Origin of the sequence: Stenotrophomonas sp. STM01, from assembly GCF_014852135.1 — a bacterium.
Classification (GTDB): Bacteria; Pseudomonadota; Gammaproteobacteria; order Xanthomonadales; family Xanthomonadaceae; genus Stenotrophomonas; species Stenotrophomonas capsici.
The window spans coordinates 75,169-91,106 of record NZ_JACVBA010000001.1; the positions used below are offsets into that span (position 1 = coordinate 75,169).

The 15,938-nt window shown below is 61.8% G+C and carries 13 protein-coding genes; 10 read left to right on the top strand and 3 right to left on the bottom strand.

Annotation, left to right across the window (positions count from 1 at the left end; translation table 11 throughout):
- The first annotated feature begins 171 nt into the window (after nucleotides 1-171).
- Together IB227_RS00335 and IB227_RS00340 are read left to right on the top strand one after the other, a co-directional pair.
- Nucleotides 172-933, top strand: a complete 762-nt coding sequence (locus IB227_RS00335; protein ID WP_192285717.1) for a SapC family protein — start codon at nucleotides 172-174, stop codon at nucleotides 931-933.
- A gap of 60 nt (nucleotides 934-993) precedes the next feature.
- Complete coding sequence (locus IB227_RS00340) at nucleotides 994-1,581, top strand: OmpH family outer membrane protein (RefSeq protein WP_192285719.1); 588 nt, start codon at nucleotides 994-996, stop codon at nucleotides 1,579-1,581.
- Between the two features lie 223 nt (nucleotides 1,582-1,804).
- Here IB227_RS00340 and IB227_RS00345 read toward each other — a convergent pair whose 3' ends face one another.
- The gene (locus tag IB227_RS00345) at nucleotides 1,805-2,350 is read right to left on the bottom strand and encodes an SMI1/KNR4 family protein (protein WP_192285721.1); all 546 of its coding nucleotides are present in this window, start codon (nucleotides 2,348-2,350) and stop codon (nucleotides 1,805-1,807) included.
- 271 nt (nucleotides 2,351-2,621) lie between these two features.
- Here IB227_RS00345 and IB227_RS00350 point away from each other — a divergent pair, with 271 nt between their 5' ends.
- From IB227_RS00350 to IB227_RS00365, 4 genes are all read left to right on the top strand, one after another.
- The gene (locus tag IB227_RS00350) at nucleotides 2,622-4,127 is read left to right on the top strand and encodes a serine hydrolase domain-containing protein (RefSeq protein WP_192285723.1); all 1,506 of its coding nucleotides are present in this window, start codon (nucleotides 2,622-2,624) and stop codon (nucleotides 4,125-4,127) included.
- Nucleotides 4,128-5,144: 1,017 nt separating this feature from the next.
- The gene (locus IB227_RS00355) at nucleotides 5,145-5,372 is read left to right on the top strand and encodes a hypothetical protein (protein WP_192285725.1); all 228 of its coding nucleotides are present in this window, start codon (nucleotides 5,145-5,147) and stop codon (nucleotides 5,370-5,372) included.
- Nucleotides 5,373-5,827: 455 nt separating this feature from the next.
- Nucleotides 5,828-6,301: a hypothetical protein gene (locus IB227_RS00360; RefSeq protein ID WP_192285727.1), complete on the top strand. Its 474-nt coding sequence runs from the start codon at nucleotides 5,828-5,830 to the stop codon at nucleotides 6,299-6,301.
- Nucleotides 6,302-6,664: 363 nt separating this feature from the next.
- The gene (locus IB227_RS00365) at nucleotides 6,665-7,492 is read left to right on the top strand and encodes an alpha/beta hydrolase (protein ID WP_192285729.1); all 828 of its coding nucleotides are present in this window, start codon (nucleotides 6,665-6,667) and stop codon (nucleotides 7,490-7,492) included.
- Between the two features lie 202 nt (nucleotides 7,493-7,694).
- On the opposite strand, the gene IB227_RS00370 is transcribed toward IB227_RS00365, so the two are convergent.
- Nucleotides 7,695-8,084: a MerR family transcriptional regulator gene (locus IB227_RS00370; RefSeq protein ID WP_192285731.1), complete on the bottom strand. Its 390-nt coding sequence runs from the start codon at nucleotides 8,082-8,084 to the stop codon at nucleotides 7,695-7,697.
- A 72-nt stretch (nucleotides 8,085-8,156) separates the two neighbouring features.
- Between IB227_RS00370 and IB227_RS00375 the strand changes: the two genes are divergently transcribed.
- Nucleotides 8,157-9,239 carry an SDR family oxidoreductase gene (locus IB227_RS00375; protein ID WP_192285733.1) on the top strand — a complete coding sequence of 361 codons (1,083 nt, stop codon included), beginning with the start codon at nucleotides 8,157-8,159 and terminating at the stop codon, nucleotides 9,237-9,239.
- Nucleotides 9,240-9,496: 257 nt separating this feature from the next.
- Here IB227_RS00375 and IB227_RS00380 read toward each other — a convergent pair whose 3' ends face one another.
- On the bottom strand, nucleotides 9,497-10,723 hold the full coding sequence (locus tag IB227_RS00380) for an FAD-dependent monooxygenase (protein WP_192285735.1): 1,227 nt from the start codon (nucleotides 10,721-10,723) through the stop codon (nucleotides 9,497-9,499).
- A 139-nt stretch (nucleotides 10,724-10,862) separates the two neighbouring features.
- Here IB227_RS00380 and IB227_RS00385 point away from each other — a divergent pair, with 139 nt between their 5' ends.
- The 3 genes from IB227_RS00385 (at nucleotide 10,863) to IB227_RS00395 (ending at nucleotide 15,916) form a co-directional block, all read left to right on the top strand.
- Complete coding sequence (locus tag IB227_RS00385) at nucleotides 10,863-11,846, top strand: LysR family transcriptional regulator (RefSeq protein ID WP_192285737.1); 984 nt, start codon at nucleotides 10,863-10,865, stop codon at nucleotides 11,844-11,846.
- A gap of 342 nt (nucleotides 11,847-12,188) precedes the next feature.
- On the top strand, nucleotides 12,189-13,298 hold the full coding sequence (locus IB227_RS00390; protein ID WP_192285739.1) for a DNA repair exonuclease: 1,110 nt from the start codon (nucleotides 12,189-12,191) through the stop codon (nucleotides 13,296-13,298).
- Nucleotides 13,295-15,916: an AAA family ATPase gene (locus tag IB227_RS00395; RefSeq protein WP_192285741.1), complete on the top strand. Its 2,622-nt coding sequence runs from the start codon at nucleotides 13,295-13,297 to the stop codon at nucleotides 15,914-15,916. The genes IB227_RS00390 and IB227_RS00395 overlap by 4 nt, the downstream gene beginning before the upstream one ends.
- The last annotated feature ends 22 nt before the right edge of the window (nucleotides 15,917-15,938 follow it).

A 15,938-nucleotide genomic window follows, 5' to 3' on the forward strand; every position in this document is an offset into this window, starting at 1 on the left:
CAGCCATCCGGGCAGGATGAGGATCCGCTACAGCACGGGTTGGGCTGTGCGGGGTGCGTGCAGGCAGGCAAGGGCAGGAACCCCGCACGGCGACATGTGCCGGATCACCTCGGGTGATCGCAGGGCAATGACATTGATGGGCAGGCGCCCGAACGCAAGGAATCCAGAGTCATGACGATTGAAGTCCAGGAACGCGAGCCCACCACGACCACCGCGGGCCCGCAACCACCCCACGCTGCGGCGTGGCCGTTGTTCTACCGCAAGCCGGAGCTGCTCAGTACCGACGTCCATGCGCAATGGCGGATCAAGCCCGCCGGCGTGGCCTTTGCCGCCGCATCGAATTCGGTGCCGTTGATGATCGGCGAATTCGACGCCGCCGCGCGCCACTATCCCATCGTCTTCGCCGGGCCGGAATACACCCCGGTGGCCGTGCTGGGATTGGAGCAGCGCAACCAGTTCGTCGATGGAGACGCCTGGCGGCAGGACACCTACGTGCCGGCCTACGTTCGCCGCTACCCGTTCGTGTTCGCCGAAGTGGGCGAGCCCGGCGGCTACGCACTTGCCATCGACGCCGAAGCGCCGATGGTGGTGACCGGGGGTGAGGAAGGGCAGCCACTGTTCGAAGGCAGCACGCCGACCGAGCTCACCACCCAGGCGCTGCGGTTCTGCGAAGCCTTCACCCGCGAGAGCGCGGCAACGCAGGCGTTCGTCGGCCAACTGGCGGCCGAAGGCCTGCTGATCGAGCGCACCGCCAACATCACCCTGCCGGAGGGTGGTCAATCGACGCTCACCGGCTTCTCGGTGGTCTCGCCCAAGGCGTTCGCCCAGCTGTCCGAGCAGACCGTGGTTGACTGGCACCGCAACGGCGCACTGGCCCGGGTGCATTCGCACCTGCTGTCGTTGGCGCGCTTCGCTGACCTGCGCGGCAACTGATACCGACATGGCCGGGCAAGCGCCTAGCCGGACCGCCACTCCCGAAGGAACCGACATCCCATGAATTCCATCACGCGCGTACTCCTGCTCGGCGTCGTGCTGCTCTCCTTGTCGCCGTTGGCCGGCCACGCCCAGACCGCCACCCCGCCGCTGGGCGGGCCGGTAGTGCAGGGCGTGTGCATGATCAGCCGTGAGGCCATCTTCGCCAACGCCAAGGCAGGCCTGAGCGCCACCGAGCAGCTGCAGCGCCTGACCACACGGGCGCAGGAACAGCTCGGCGCCGAGCAGGCAACGCTCACGACCGAACTGCAGGCATTGGGCCTGGCCGGTGCCCCGGTGCAGGAGTCGCAGTTGACCGCCACCCAGCGCGCCGGCCTGCAGAAGCATCAGGCCCTGCAGCAGAAGGCCGCCGAACAGGCGCGCCAGATCGAGCAGGCACGGGTGAAGGCACTGCAGCGCATCTCCGAGGAAGCGCAACCGCTCATCGCGCAGGTCTACGCCCGCCACAACTGCGGATTGCTGCTCGATCGCAACGTGGTGCTGGGTGGCAACATGGCCAACGACCTCACTGCCGAAGTGGTGCAGGCCCTGGACAGCAAGCTCACCACCGTGCCGGTGTCCATCGAGGCGGCGCCGGCGGGGCGTTGATGGCACCCGTAGCAACCGAAGGCAATACCTCGCGCGCCGGGTCACGCCGGCGCGCGGCGGCGGAAGGTACGACGACCTTTTCGTGATTCGTCACAGAACTGCACCCGGCAGCCGTGTCCGCCGACACGGGCGTTCTGATCCAACGTTGAGCGGGTAGGGCGTTTTCCCGCCCGACGCGAACCCCCGCATGTGAACGCCGGCCATTCCGCAGGCCCCACGCACGCTACCGCTTCGGGGCTGTCCGGACGTACTCCTGCTGCCGGTCCATGAGCTCGGCAATCTCCGCAGCGTAAAGTTCAACGATCGGGGCATCCAGACGTTGTACTTCGCCATCCATGACCAGTACCGAGCCGCCATCGCGGTCCACGCCCCAGATCCGATCGTGGTCCCCCAGCACCTTGAAGACCGGGGCAACGCCTTTCACCTCGAGGTCGCGCAGCGCCGCCGCCGCCGTGGTGAGGCTGGCCCACTCGGGCAGGTCCCCGGTATCAAAGCCGAACAGCATGACGCCGCGCCAGAACTTCCAGGCAGGGCCGACCGAGTAGAGCTCCGGCTCCGGCCAGAGCTCGGTCCGGGCAACGACGAGCAAACCATTGCTCTTCCGCGAGAAGGCGACGAATTCGGGCGGGAGCGGGGCGTCGAGCACAGCCTCAACCGCTTGTACTTCCGCATCACTTGGCGGCTGCGCGGCAATCGCCTCGAAGGCAGCCTCGTCCACCGGGTCGAGGGCGGCCCATATCTGTTTGTGGAACTGTTCGATTGGAGTCATCGTGATTCTGGTGCTTCTCGCCGGGTACGGCCGGGCCGCGGGAAGCCCTTGTTCTATCACGCCAATGCTTCGAGAAGGAACGTAGTGGCCACGACATTCTGCCAGCATCGAAGGGGTTCGATCGAAGACGCGAACTTGAACCCAGCTGACAATGGCGCGGACCCGGAGGCCAGGCCCGCGGGTCTTTCGTAGGCCATCAGTCATGGCAGTCGCGGCCGTTCGCAATGATTCGGCACGGCTACACTGCGCTCTTTATGAATGGGATATGTGGATGCCGCGCGCCATCTTGTCGCTCTCCCTGAAAGAAAGCCGATCCTTTCGGCGGGCCATTCTTGTGGCAGCAGGCTTCCTTGCAGCACTGCTCGTTGTTTCCGGACCGGCCAGGGCAGAGGCAGGTCCCGCCGAGCTGAAACAGTTGGTGGACAGCTACGCAGCGAACCGTGACTTCAATGGCGTGGTTCTTGTCGCCCAGCATGGGCGCATCCTGTATCGCGGCGCCCATGGACTGGCCAACCGGGAATGGCAGGTGCCCAATGTGGGCGAAGGCGTGTTCCGCATTGGCTCGTTGACCAAACCAATCACCGCCATCCTGGTGATGCAGTTGGTGGAGGAGAACAGATTGCGGCTGGAGGGAACGCTGGGCGACTACCTGCCGGTGCTCTACGCCAACACCCCCGCTGCTTCGGTCACGGTGGCACAACTGTTGAACCATACCTCCGGCGTCGCGGATCTGCCGCGTAGCTACGAGGACCCGTGGTGGAATACGCAGGCGCGGGTGTCGTTCGAGCCAGAAGACTTCGCGAAGGCGTGGATACCCGGAACCCTGGTCAGCGCGCCGGGGGCGGAATGGCGATACAACAACAACGGCTACTTCCTGCTCGGCCTGGTCATCGAGAAGGTGACTGGCGTCAGCTATGAGGCGAATGTGCGTAGCCGGATCCTGGACAGGGCAGGCATGAAGGACAGCGGGCTGTATCACGCCAGTGACCTCATTCCACGGTTGGCGACGGGGTATCAAACCCGGCCCGACCTCAGCCTGGCACGGCCCATGCCGATCGACCCGAGCGTCTCGTTCGCCGCAGCCGGCCTTTACTCCACGGTTGACGACCTGCTTCGCCTGGACCGAGCCCTCCAGGGTGATCTGCTCCTGGCAGAACACTCCCGGCAGGCCATGTGGACAGACCACCGCTCGAACTATGGGTACGGCTGGGAGGTGGAGAACTGGACCTTGCCGGCGGGTGGCGCCTACAAGGTGGAATCACATACGGGCAGCGTTCCCGGCTATCAGAGCTACTGGCTCCGCGCCGAGCATGACCGGTCGGTGGTGATCATCCTGGACAATTACTGGCAGGGTGAGACGGTAGCGACCTTGGGCAAGGAATTGATGGCAGTGCTCCACGGCGAGCCGATTGCGCTGGCCAGGAAAAGCCTGGGCAACCTGCTGATACCACTGGCCACGTCGCAGGGCGTAGCGGGCATGACCCGGGCCTATGAAGGGCTGGGTGCGGCCGCCAGCGAATACGATACTTCCGAGAAAGCACTGAATTCGCTGGGCTATCGCCTATTGAGAATGAAGCGCGTGCCGGAGGCCGTGGCGGTTTTCCAGTGGAACGCCAACGCGCACCCGGAATCGGCGAATGTCTACGACAGCCTTGGCGAGGCTCATCGTGCCAACGGAGATCGCGACCAAGCGATACGCAGTTACAAAAAGGCCGCCGAGCTTGCGCCGAGTGATACGCGCATCCCCGGGATTCTGAAAGCGCTTGAAAATCGCTGAGTGCATGCGTGTTGGAACTGTCAGTTTTCCGGGACTGGTACCGAGCCATAGCGACCATTGTGCCGCGCCCGCGCCTAGCGCTTGGTCCGGTTATACGCCGGCTTGTTAGCCGGACCCAGCCGCCCTAAGATCGAGCCGTACCAAGGGAAAGCCCGCCATACGGTGCTTTGTGGATAGGTTGTATAACCGGACCCACGGGTCTGTCTATTAGGTAGTTTGGCCCCGTACTGAGCTTTAACGCGTCTGGAGCATCCATGAAGAACGCAACAACTGCAGTGCTAGCTGTCCTCATCGTCTGGCTATCGCTTCAAGTGATTCGGCTCGAGAACTATCACTACGCTAGTTATCTTGGCATGTGTTCGGGCCAGGATCTGAAGGATCCAGTTGCTTCAGTCAAGAGAGACAAGTGCCTCAATGAAATGGAAACTCGCACCAGTAGCCTGTGGCATTTGTGGTATGGCCTTGTTGACCTTTACTAGGCTCCGGAGCGTAGCAACGGAGCCTAACAACTCATTCAAACCGAAGCCGCTTCGCGGCTCGGCTTAATTCAGGCGTTAGGCGAAATGGGGAAAATGATCGCACGGCCAATAATGCGGACCATCGTCGGTCTTGGCTTATTAGTCGCAGGCACGGAAGCCGTGCTTTTCTACCAAACCGGGTTGGAAGCAGAGCGACTCTCTCTTGCGTGGTCGGTCGTCTTTAGTCTACTTGTCGGGACTTGGATTGAGGCAGACAGTCGCGGAGACGCCCGCGTGTATCGTCCATATGAGTTTGGCTTTCTGGCCTACCTGATTTGGCCGTTGTACCTGCCGTACTACCTTATCCGCACTCGCGGAGCATTGGGTTTCGCATGGCTTGTTGGGCTGGCTATCCTCTATCTTCTTGGGTGGGTGTTCAAGACGGCTATTTGGCTTGTCGCCTAACAATTAATTCAAGCCGAACCCACTACGCGGGCCGGCTTAATTCCAGAGTTAGGCTTCGAGAAGTACTCCCGCACCGGACAGGACATGTTTCGCGATGAAGAAGCCACCGTTGGTGCCGTTGATCGCTGAGATTCCACCGTCGCGATTCACGTCGCCGGATGGAATAGAACCAAAGATCGGCGATGTCGTGCAGCTCGATCAGGGATTCACTTTCCCTGATGGAGAACCAGGTTGTCTTGTGTACTTTGTGCGAGAGAACGGCCAGATTGGCTACGAAGCGATGGCTTACGAGTCGGAAATCGGGCCTGACATTGAGGCCTAACAGTTCATTCAAGCCGAACCCGCTCAGCGAGTCGGATCAATTCCAGAGTCAGACCTCATGAGACAGATTGCGATTGGGCTGGCATTCCTGGCTTCGTTTCCTGTCGCGGGACAGGTAGAGAATCAAACCCTCTTGTCTTGGTACGACGGCTGGGGTACCCATACCGTTTGGGGTGGTGGCAAAGTTACAGGTAGCTATAACGTGGCTGAGGTCAAATGCGGCAGTGTCCTTGTTCCGGTACGGCCCATACTTGACACACACGAGAGTGACGGTAACCCGCTGACGCCAACCCGGACAGTCGAGTATGCCAAGTCGTTTAATGTCCCCCTATTGCGCACACTTGATTCTCGTGGCGATAAATGCGTCTTTCAAATAGAGGCCACAGATGAGGCCTAGCCGTTCATTCAGGCCGACGCCGCTACGCGGCACGGCTTAATTCCGGGTTTAGCCGGCAGATGAAGATATTCTCGAATCTGACACTCGCCCTACTTCTGGCCAGTTCCAGCATCGTGGCCTACGCTCACGAAGAAGCGGACGAATTCTGCTCGGAGCTTGAGAGCTTCTTGACATCTGTGAAACCGGAGGAGACTCGCGGCCTCACCTTGCGCACGTTCTGGGGTGCACGGGTAGAAGGTGACAACATCGTAATGGGCTTGAAGACCTGTGAGCACGACGATTATGAGCCCGGCAAGAAGTTGTGCAGTTACCTGATGGAGCACAGCTCTACTGAGTTCGCTGGTTACAACGCCAAACGTATCCTTAACTGCCTAGCTCCTGCGCCAGGAACAGGCCAAAACGTAGACATCCATAGTGGATCCTTCTCAACTACATTTGGCTCGCCAGATCGTGGGGCATTGGTAGATCTCGATTTTCTACCGGACAAAGAGGCTGGAGAGATGGTTCTTCGTTTGCAGGCAGACGGCTACTGAGCCGCTGCCCAACAACTCATACGAGCCTCACCCGCTTCACGGGTCGGCCTAATTCCCGCGCTGGGTCGCCTGAAATCGACGTACCGAATCGGTCGCATTCGAAACCAACGGGCTGCAAGTACGTAGTTCCCCCGAAGGCGTTCGTTCGCAGCACTGATGGCTGCGGTACAAGCGGGTCTGCAGGGTCAGTAGGGTGATTGCCGGGGGCGCCACGCCCATGACTTCCAGCATGGGACCATGGTGTTATACATCACTACATTACCAACACGATTCGACGCAGAGTCGTTAGGCAACCCGCGCCGAGGCAGGCGCGCGCCTTTCATCCAAGGGTGGTTGCGTGCCCAGGCACGGAGGAGTCGAGTGATGAGCAAGGTCGTGAAGACGTGGGTGATGGCCGCCCTGATCGCCGTAGCGGGGGCTGCACAGGCGGACGGTGTTTCTGTCGAGCGGGGCGCGTATACGCTCAAGGCGGAGCAGGCTGGGACAGGCCCGGTCGTCGTCTTCGAGTCTGGCTTCGGGCAAGGCCCTGACGTGTGGAAGGACGTGATTGCTGCGCTGGGGAGCGGTTATCGCAGCATCACCTATGCGCGCGCGGGGCAGGGCGGATCGGGCAGCGATGGGCAGGCCAAGACCATCGACGCGCATCTCAGTGATCTTGGTGCCGTGATCAACAACCTCGTTCCCGCAGACAAGGTCATTCTGGTGGGGCACTCGTACGGCGGCCTGCTCGCCACCGAGTTCGCACGCCGTCACCCGGAGCGCCTGCAGGGCTTGGTGTTGGTCGATCCGACGACGATGGGGCAGCGGCATGCCCTCAAACAGGCCGACAGCGCACGGGTCCAGGCGGACGATGCCAAGCTACTGGGGATATTGCCGCCCACATTGGCCGCCGACTATCAAACGCTGGTTGCACAGTTGGACGCGCCCGATGCGGCCACGCCGCGCACGATGCCGGATGTACCGGTCGCGCTGCTCACCTCCACTCAAGTTGCGGCCAAACCTTTCGTCCTTGAAGAAACGGTGCAAGGCAAAGCCGTCTGGAAAGCCCAGCATGCAATGCTGTTCGCGGGTTTCGCACGCGGCTCCCACCGCTACTTCGCGACCGGCCACAACATCCATCGCGAAGATCCTGCTGCAATCGTGGACGCCATTCACGCCGTTACAGACAGCGCCGCGTCTGCCGTGCACTGATTGGACGTATGCCGAGTGACGCGCTGGCTCGAGACCTGGTGAACAAATCTGGGCTTCCGGCTGCATCCGGAGCGCCCATTGTTGGGGTAGGGCAGAACTCCACCCAAAAGCGGACATCCGCCCCCCTACCGGTGCGAGCTTGCGGTGGTCTTGATGCCGCATCCTTCCGACAGGGGATGCTCCGGACGGTGATGTTGGCTGCTTACTCGGACAGATTGTACTTAGCCTGAAGCTCTAGTTGTCTGGCCGCACTGGCACTGAGCGTTGCGCGCTCCTTGTTCAAATATTCATGAATGCTCTTGAGGCGGGACATTTTGTTTTCAATATCCGCCATCTTCCTGGAGATGATTGCGACGCCTGCAGCGCAATCGATCGCCTTGCTGCGTCGAGCACTCAGGATTTCGCCGATTTCTCCAAGGGAAAAGCCCATGCCCTGCGCATGCTGGATGAACTCCAGATCCTGCAGCGTCTGCGCCGTGTAGACACGGTAGTTGTTGGTTCGCCGTGACGGCGAGATCAGGCCGATCTTCTCGTAGTAGCGCAGGGTATGGCGGCTGGCGCCACTACGGGTCTCGAGCTCGCCGATTCTCATGAGGAAGTGCTTGACTGTAGAGTTAGGTCGACAGTTTACACTCGATTTTTCACCCTACCAAGGAATGAGGAAGTGAGCGTCGAGTGTTTTGTCACGGGGGGAACCGGCTTCATCGGGCAGCATTTGATTGCATGCCTGAGTTCAAAAGGTCATACAGTCCGGGTGCTGATGCGTCGCCCGGAGCGCCTGGCCGCGTTGCGCGAGCAAGTCGACCAGTTGGGAGGGGTTGCAACCAAGGTTTTTGCCATGGCCGGCGACCTTGCTCAGGAGAACATTGGGCTGAGCCATGCGGACCGGGAAGTGCTAAGGCAATCCAGGGTCGTGTTTCACCTGGGCGCCCATTTCGCCTGGGGGCTTTCAATGGAACACGCCCGTGCAGTCAACGTGGAAGGCTCAAGGCGCGTGGCACTACTGGCCGCAGAGCAGGATAGCCGCTTGGTCATGTTCGGTGGCTTCATGCTGAAAAATGCTGGACACCTTCAACGCATCGGAATCGACATCGCCCATCCAGAGCTGACCAACTGGTCCGCGGTCTATCGTCGTGTGGGTGCTTACGAAGGAAGCAAGCTGGAGGCGCATTTCTCGACCTTGGGAGTGATGTCGGCCGTGGGAGGGGAGATGGCCGTTATCCATCCGGCTACCGTTTGCGGCCACAGTCGCACCGGGCATATTCTCGACGGCCAGCCGCTGGCCGAATTGATTCGCAATCTTGTGCTGGGCAAGCTGACGGCTGTACCCGGCACTGCCGACCATTGGCTGCCGCTGGTCACGGTGGATGATCTGGTTGAGCTGGCGGCGGCATGCGCATTTGATCCTGCCATGGCTGGAAAGGAGTTGCTGGCGCTTGACGGCCAAAGCCCCGGCTTGCGAGAACTCCTGACGGAGGTGGCAACACAGCTTGGCGCAAAACCACCAAAACACCACGTTCCCCTCCGGCTGTTGAAACTCCTGCTGGGCATTCGTCCCATTGCGCGCTATTTGAATGCGAGTGCCGAATCCTTGGACTTCATACAGACTGTGCGTTTCAACACGGCGGAGGTGGAGCGATTCCGCCATAAGCATGGGATAGCCAAGCCGGATATGCGTCAGTCCCTCCGTAACACTGCAGTATTCGTTGAATCAAACTACATCACTGGAGGCCAGGGCATTTCATGAATACTCCGCCTCTGTAAAGGCAGAGCGGTCGGCGCGGCACCACGGCAGGATTGCCGCCCCGGATGAAGTCCCTTGTCGGGAGCTGCATTCAAGCAGGTCGGAGACTATGGTTGTTTATCGGGGCAGGGGAGAGCCCCTTTCTGCCCCGTTTCCGTCGTCCGAGATTCAATGACCAATGCCTGCAATGTGGCGCATACCGGCTGGATGCGTGTAACCGGGTATCTGCATAGAACCTGGTGCAGTACGTCCCGCGCACATCATTCAATGCGGTAAAGGCTGTCAACGCCTCCCGTTTGTGCGGGCATGCCCTCGGAGCCGCCCGGCATTGGCAGGCCCTGTGCCCATCCGGCGGCCAAGAGCTGCATATCGCGCGCAGGATTGGAGGCCTTGGCCCGTTCGTTGCGGATATGGCAGGACTCAGGATCGGTGGCGAACAATCCGCGTGCGAAGCCCCGGCCTTGTTCGGCCAGCCTTGCGGCCTTGGGGGCACGGATTCTCGAAAACGCCTGGAAGACGTCGTCCAAGCCACCACCTGCACTGTCCAGGCACCGAACCAGGTGCCACGCATCTTCCAGCGCCTGGCACGCACCTTGTCCCGAAGTCGGCAACGGCGCATGGGCGGCATCACCCACCAACAGCACGTTCGCCCGACCCCATGTCTGCAGCGGCTCCAGGTCATGCACCGCGATCAAGCGGATGGCATTCGCGGGCGTGGCCCGGATGATATCCGCGACAGGCTCAGGCCATCCCGCGAACAAGTCCTCGATGTCCCCACGCATATCTGCGCTCGGTATAGCCTGAGATACGGGGCGAGCCTGCGCCGCGGCCCAGTACACCAGGTCGGGGCGAATCGGTACGCAACCGAAGCGCTCACCCGTGCCCCAGTAGTCCAGAATCGCACCATCGTCCACCAATGCATGCTGGCTTTGCGCCACGCCGATCCAGTTCACGAAGCCCTGGTAGATAGGGGCGTTGTCACCTGCGACAAACTTGCGCGCTACCGAATTCATGCGGCCATCGGCGCCAATGAGCAGATCCGGACGGATGCACGTACCGTTGTGGAACTGCGCCACGGCCCTGCCATGCGCATCCAGTTCGATGGCAACCGCCTGGTGCCCGAACTCCACCGGAATCCGCGCCCGCGCCGCGTGGTCCAGCAACACCTCCTGCAAATGCCTGCGCAGCACCGTGTGAGTCGGGTATCCCATGGTCCGGTCAAGCAAACCGATATCGAGGCCTCCCAACGCATTTCCGGCATCATCCTGGCGGCGCATTGTCAGCGGCCGACCGCCGATGGCCGCGATGTCCTGCAGCAGTCCAAGTTCTTCCAGCACAAAGCTGGCATTGGGCCAGAGCGTCACGCCGGCCCCCATGGTTGCCGGCGCCGCGCGACGCTCATAGACCCGAGGGCTATAGCCCTGCTTGCGCAATGCCAGTGCCACGCTCAGGCCCGCAATGCCACCGCCAAGTATTCCAATTTCCACGCTGAAGCCCTCCTGTTCAAACGGTGCCCGGTGAACATTCCACCGCGTCACATCCGCCGGAAGGGCATGCTAGATTCCGCCGCTTGGGCGAACTAGCATGCAAAAATTGGATGCTTTCATATCGGAAACGGGACAGTAAATGCGCGATGCACTCGATCTGAACGCTGTCCGTGTCTATGCGGCGGTTGTTGATGAGCAGAGCTTTGCCGGCGCGGCGCGTCTACTCGCCATGCCTTCGTCCAACGTCAGCCGCCACGTCGCCGCGTTGGAGCGCAAACTCGGCACACGGCTGCTGGAGCGAAGCACCCGCCATCTGCGCATGACCGAAGCCGGCCGGCCGCTCTACGAACGCACCAAACCTTTGCTCGACACTTTGCTCTCAACGCAGGAGGAGCTGGGTGCAGTACAGCGCGAACTACGCGGCCCCCTGAAGGTGTGCATGCCGGGCGAAGCGCCAAGGCTGCTGGGTCCCATCCTCGCTGAATTCTGCAGCCTCCATCCGGGGATCGAGCTCGAGTGCGATACCCGGATGACCGGACTGGAAGTGCTTCGCGAGGATGTTGATCTTTCCTTCGTCTTCCACCGGGGACATCAGGAAGACAGCGCGTTCATCACTCGGGAACTTGCCGTTCTACCCAGTATCGTGGTTGCCGCCCCCTCGCTGCTGGCCAAGACCGGCATTCCGCGCCATGTGCGCGAGCTCAAGTCTCTGCCCTGCATCACCACCCTCAGTGCGTTGAAGGGCCAACCGTGGCAGTTCCAGGATGCAGCGGGTGACATCGTCAAGGTGCCGGTTCGCAGCCGCTACCGCGTCAACAGCGGGGAACTGGCCGTCGCCGGCGCACGGCAAGGCATCGGCTTCGCGATTGTGGCGGCCTATCCCTGCCAGGAAGACCTTGTTGCGGGTCGACTGCAGGAAGTGCCACTGGACCTTCGTCCTGCCCCGCTGCAATTGCTGGGGGCATACAGCCATCGGCATTCCGTGACCGCACGTGTCCGGGCGCTGCTGGAACTGATACAGGTGCGGCTGGCCGGATTGGCGGCCCCTCCGATGGCCCCCCGCCTGCGTGGGACGGTCAAGGGTCGAAGTGAAGCATTGGGCTCGAAGCGGAATCGTTCGTAGCCCAGGCGGTCTCTCGGCATGATTTCTTTGATGCCTGTAACTGGCCGAGAGGGAAGTTTTAGCAGGGAAGGGGATTAGGGATGTTTATCGGGGGTAGGGAAGGGATGGGCTGCATTCGACCCGAGGTGGTCATTCAGGATCGTTTCGCAGTTTGGGCGGTAATCGTCTGCGAATGGCAAGCGGGAGCGCGACGTGACACTCTAGGCGAAGACCCAAACAAAGGGGCAGCAGTATTTTTTTGTGGGTGCCGAACATTGTCCTGTCGGTTAAGATCGAGCCGGCGGCGGCCGAGAACGTCCCGCGCATAGCTAGGATAGGGAAATCCTGACCAGGGGGGGCATATTGAAATTCATCCATTCTGCTGACTGGCAACTCGGCAAACCGTATCGGTACTTCGAGCCCGAAGTCCGGGCCGGCCTCAGCGAGGCGCGGTTCGACGCAATCGACACACTTGGGCGCGCGGCGGTCGAACACGGGGCACAGCACGTCGTCGTTGCCGGCGACATCTTCGACACCGAAGGTCCGGAGGACAGGACGATTGTCCAAGCTATATCCCGGATGAGCCGTCATAGCTGTCGCTGGTGGCTGCTTCCAGGCAACCATGATTTCGCGCGCAATGGCGGATTATGGGATCGCGTCCGTCAACGGGCGAGCGAAAACATCGCCATCTTGTCGAAGCCCGAGCCGATCGAGATGAACCCCGGCGTCTGGCTGCTGCCCGCGCCGCTTGAGCATCGCCACAATCTCGAAGATCCAACCGCCCGCTTCGACTCCATGGAGACGCCCGGCGCGACCCTCCGTATCGGTCTCGCACACGGTTCGATCCGTGACTTCGGCTCGCAGGGCGAAACGAGGAACCAGATCGCGCCCGATCGCGCACGCCGATCGAACCTCGATTATCTGGCACTCGGTGACTGGCACGGGGCACTCCGCGTCGATGGCCGTACTTGGTATGCCGGTACGCCCGAAGTCGACCGCTTCCTGCGGGACGATCCCGGACAGGCCCTTGTCGTCGAGCTGTCGAGCGGTATGGAGCCGTCCGTCACGCCGATCCGCACGGGCCGCTTCCAATGGCTTTTGCGGGACTGGATGGTCAGTGACCGGGCAGCGTTCGATGCCGAGTGCGAATTGCTCCTCGGCGCGATCGACGCGCCCACAACGCTTTTGCGCCTTACGCTGGCTGGTATCACCAGTCTCGGCGACCGGATTGACATGCTGGGTCAGCTCGAAAACGATCTTAGCCATCAGCTGCGGTATCTCGACGTGCGCGCGGATGATCTGGTGGGTCGGCCGAGCGAAGAAGACATTGCGAACTTGGCCGTCGAGGGCATGCTCGGGGCGGCGGCGGCGATGCTTAATACCAGGATCGAAAGTGGCGGCGAAGATGCGGCGGTTGCGAAGCGGGCCCTTGAGCGCCTTTTCGTCGAATATAGCCGGGAGGAGTCGGCATGAGCTTCGCCATTCGTCGCATCGTGGTGAAGAATTTCCGGAAATTCCGCGCACCCGTAGTGATTGAGGGCCTTACCGACGGCCTCAACGTCGTCATCGAGCCGAATGAGACGGGCAAGTCGACGCTTCTCGAGGCTTTGCGCGCGGCCTTCTTCGTCCGCTTCAACACGCGCAATCAGCTGGCCCAATCCTTCGCCCCACACGGCGATGCGGTCAGTCCTGAGGTCGAGGTCGCTTTCGATGTCGATGGCACGTCTTGGTCGGTGACCAAGCATTTCTTGCGCAGCCCCTCGGTCGAGGTCTCTGGGCCTCAGGGCCGTGCGCAGGGGGAGGAGGCCGAGGCGCGCTTGAATGCGCTGCTCGGCTCGGTCCGCGACACGAGCCGAGGCGGCGATGTCGCGACCTATGGCGCGCTCGGTTTACTTTGGGTCGCCCAGACCGAGGCCTTGTCCGTGACCGCGCCCGGCCAGATCGTGCGCGACAGCATCACATCCACGCTCGAGGCGGAAGTCGGATCGATCATGGGCGGCGCTGCCTATCGCCGCGTCAGGGATCGGGTCGAGGCTCAATATGAGCTCTACTGGACACCGACCGGCCAGATGCGTGGCCGGCAAACCGACGCGCGTGAGCGGCTCGAGGCCGCCGAGACCACCGCGCGCGAAACCGCGGATCGATTGGCCACGTTGGAGCGCAGCTTCTCAGATGTCGAGGCGGCTCGCGCCCGCCTGAAGATCATCCAGCGCGAGATGTCGGACAACACAGACGCGCAGACGCGTAGCGGCCTGGTTGCTTCGCTCGATATCGCACGAGCGGCGGCCCAGATCCTCACCACCCGTCGTGCCGAGCAGGAAGCGGTCAATGGCAAGGTGAAGGCGCTTGCGGACCTTCAGCAGCGCCACGACGACGCGACGCAGGCGCGGTTGAATGCCAACGCCGCGCTGACCCAGGCAACCGAACAGCGTCTCGGGGTCATCGACACATTGTCGGCGGCGAAGCAGAAGGTGGTGGATGCGCGCTCCGCACTCGATTCCGCACGCACGGACCGCCAGGCCGCACGAACAGCCTTGGCTGAAGGCGAAGAGCGGATCCGACAAAGCCGTCGTGGTGCCGCGATCCATGCCGCGCGTCGGCGGCATGCCGACCTCCTGAAGCTTGAGGAACAAAACAGCACCGCGAAGGCGCTCTCCGACAGGGCGATCGCCCCGAAAGTGCTGACGTCGCTCGAAGCGCATGATCGCGCCGTTGCGGAAGCGCAAGCGGTGGTAAACGCCGGCGCAACCCGGATTGCATTGTCCGGCTCAGCGGACGGAATTACGATTGATGACGAGCCAATGGCAATCGGCGCGCGCATCGTTGATCGCGAAGTTCATATCCGCTTCGGCGCCGCCGAGCTTCAGATCACGCCGCCGGCGTCTGCCACCAGCGCCGCGGAGGTTTTGGCGTCTGCGCTTCGTAAGCGGAAAACGGCGCTCGACGATCTCGGCGTCGTCGATCTTGCTGCCGCGAGAGCCTGCAACGAGATTGCCAGGGATGCCGCAGCGGAACTGCGAATCCTGGAGGCGCGCATCGAAGCGGCAACTCCCGCCGATGATGTCCTTCAGCTTGCCGCTGGATCCGCCGCGCTCAAGCTGCTCATCGCCGAGCTCGGCACGGGAAATGCCATAGGGGAGGGGGAACTTCCCGATATCGCGGCGCTCACGAAGGCGATGGATACGGCCGATAGCGCCGCAGCCCGTGCCGAAGGGGTCCAGGATAGCGCCATCGAGGCCCTGCGTCGCGCCGAGCAGGAGGAAGCGCCGCTTGCGACGGCAGAAGCCAGGGCCTCGAGCGATGTTGCCAACGCCGTCAGCGCGCTTGAGGCGATCGAGCGGCGACCTGAATGGACGACGCTTACCGAAAATCTGGCCAAGGCGCGCGAGCAAGCCGCCGAGGCTTCGGTCAAGGTTGAAGACGCGCTCCGCGATGCTTCTGCGCACGACGTTGCGGCAATCGAGCGTAAGATTGAATTGATCGATGCAAGGGTGCGCACGGCCGTAGAAACCCGAACTCGGCTGGAGACCGATATCGCGCGTCTTGAAGGGACTATCGAGAGCGAGGGCGGGCTCGGCCTCGCCGATCGAACAGCTGCCGCCTCCGAGGAAGTTGAGGTGGCTCGTCTTGCTCTTCAGCGCATCACCGATGAAGCTCAAACGCTGAAGGTGCTACGAAGCACGCTCGATGCCGCCCGTAACGAGACGTCGGCCAAATTTGTCGGTCCGGTGGCGGCGCGAGCGAAGCGTCATATCGAGCGTCTCCTGCCTGGATGCGAGCTCACCTTTTCGGAGGATCTCGGTCTCGAAAGCGTGATCCGTGCGGGCATGGAGGAAAGCTGCGCGAGCCTGTCGCGCGGTACGCAAGAGCAGCTTGCTGTCCTTACGCGCATTGCATTCGCCGATATGCTGTTGGAGCAGGGAAAGCCCGTATCGTTGATACTAGACGATCCGCTGGTCTACTCCGACGATGCCCGTCTCGACACGATGATCGAGATTCTGTCGGAGGCAGCAACCCGCATGCAGGTCGTCCTTCTCACCTGCCGTGATCGCGCCTTCCGACATGTCGCTGGAAATCGGATCGCATTGTGACAATGAAATCATCAATCGCCGA

Excerpts from the sequence above, each read along its gene's own strand:
- IB227_RS00360 (WP_192285727.1), top strand. The coding sequence starts at position 5,828 with ATGAAGATATTCTCGAATCTGACACTCGCCCTACTTCTGGCCAGTTCC.
- IB227_RS00340 (WP_192285719.1), top strand. The coding sequence starts at position 994 with ATGAATTCCATCACGCGCGTACTCCTGCTCGGCGTCGTGCTGCTCTCC.
- IB227_RS00345 (WP_192285721.1), bottom strand. The coding sequence starts at position 2,350 with ATGACTCCAATCGAACAGTTCCACAAACAGATATGGGCCGCCCTCGAC.
- IB227_RS00395 (WP_192285741.1), top strand. The coding sequence starts at position 13,295 with ATGAGCTTCGCCATTCGTCGCATCGTGGTGAAGAATTTCCGGAAATTC.
- IB227_RS00370 (WP_192285731.1), bottom strand. The coding sequence starts at position 8,084 with ATGAGAATCGGCGAGCTCGAGACCCGTAGTGGCGCCAGCCGCCATACC.
- IB227_RS00350 (WP_192285723.1), top strand. The coding sequence starts at position 2,622 with ATGCCGCGCGCCATCTTGTCGCTCTCCCTGAAAGAAAGCCGATCCTTT.
- IB227_RS00335 (WP_192285717.1), top strand. The coding sequence starts at position 172 with ATGACGATTGAAGTCCAGGAACGCGAGCCCACCACGACCACCGCGGGC.
- IB227_RS00365 (WP_192285729.1), top strand. The coding sequence starts at position 6,665 with ATGAGCAAGGTCGTGAAGACGTGGGTGATGGCCGCCCTGATCGCCGTA.
- IB227_RS00355 (WP_192285725.1), top strand. The coding sequence starts at position 5,145 with ATGAAGAAGCCACCGTTGGTGCCGTTGATCGCTGAGATTCCACCGTCG.
- IB227_RS00385 (WP_192285737.1), top strand. The coding sequence starts at position 10,863 with ATGCGCGATGCACTCGATCTGAACGCTGTCCGTGTCTATGCGGCGGTT.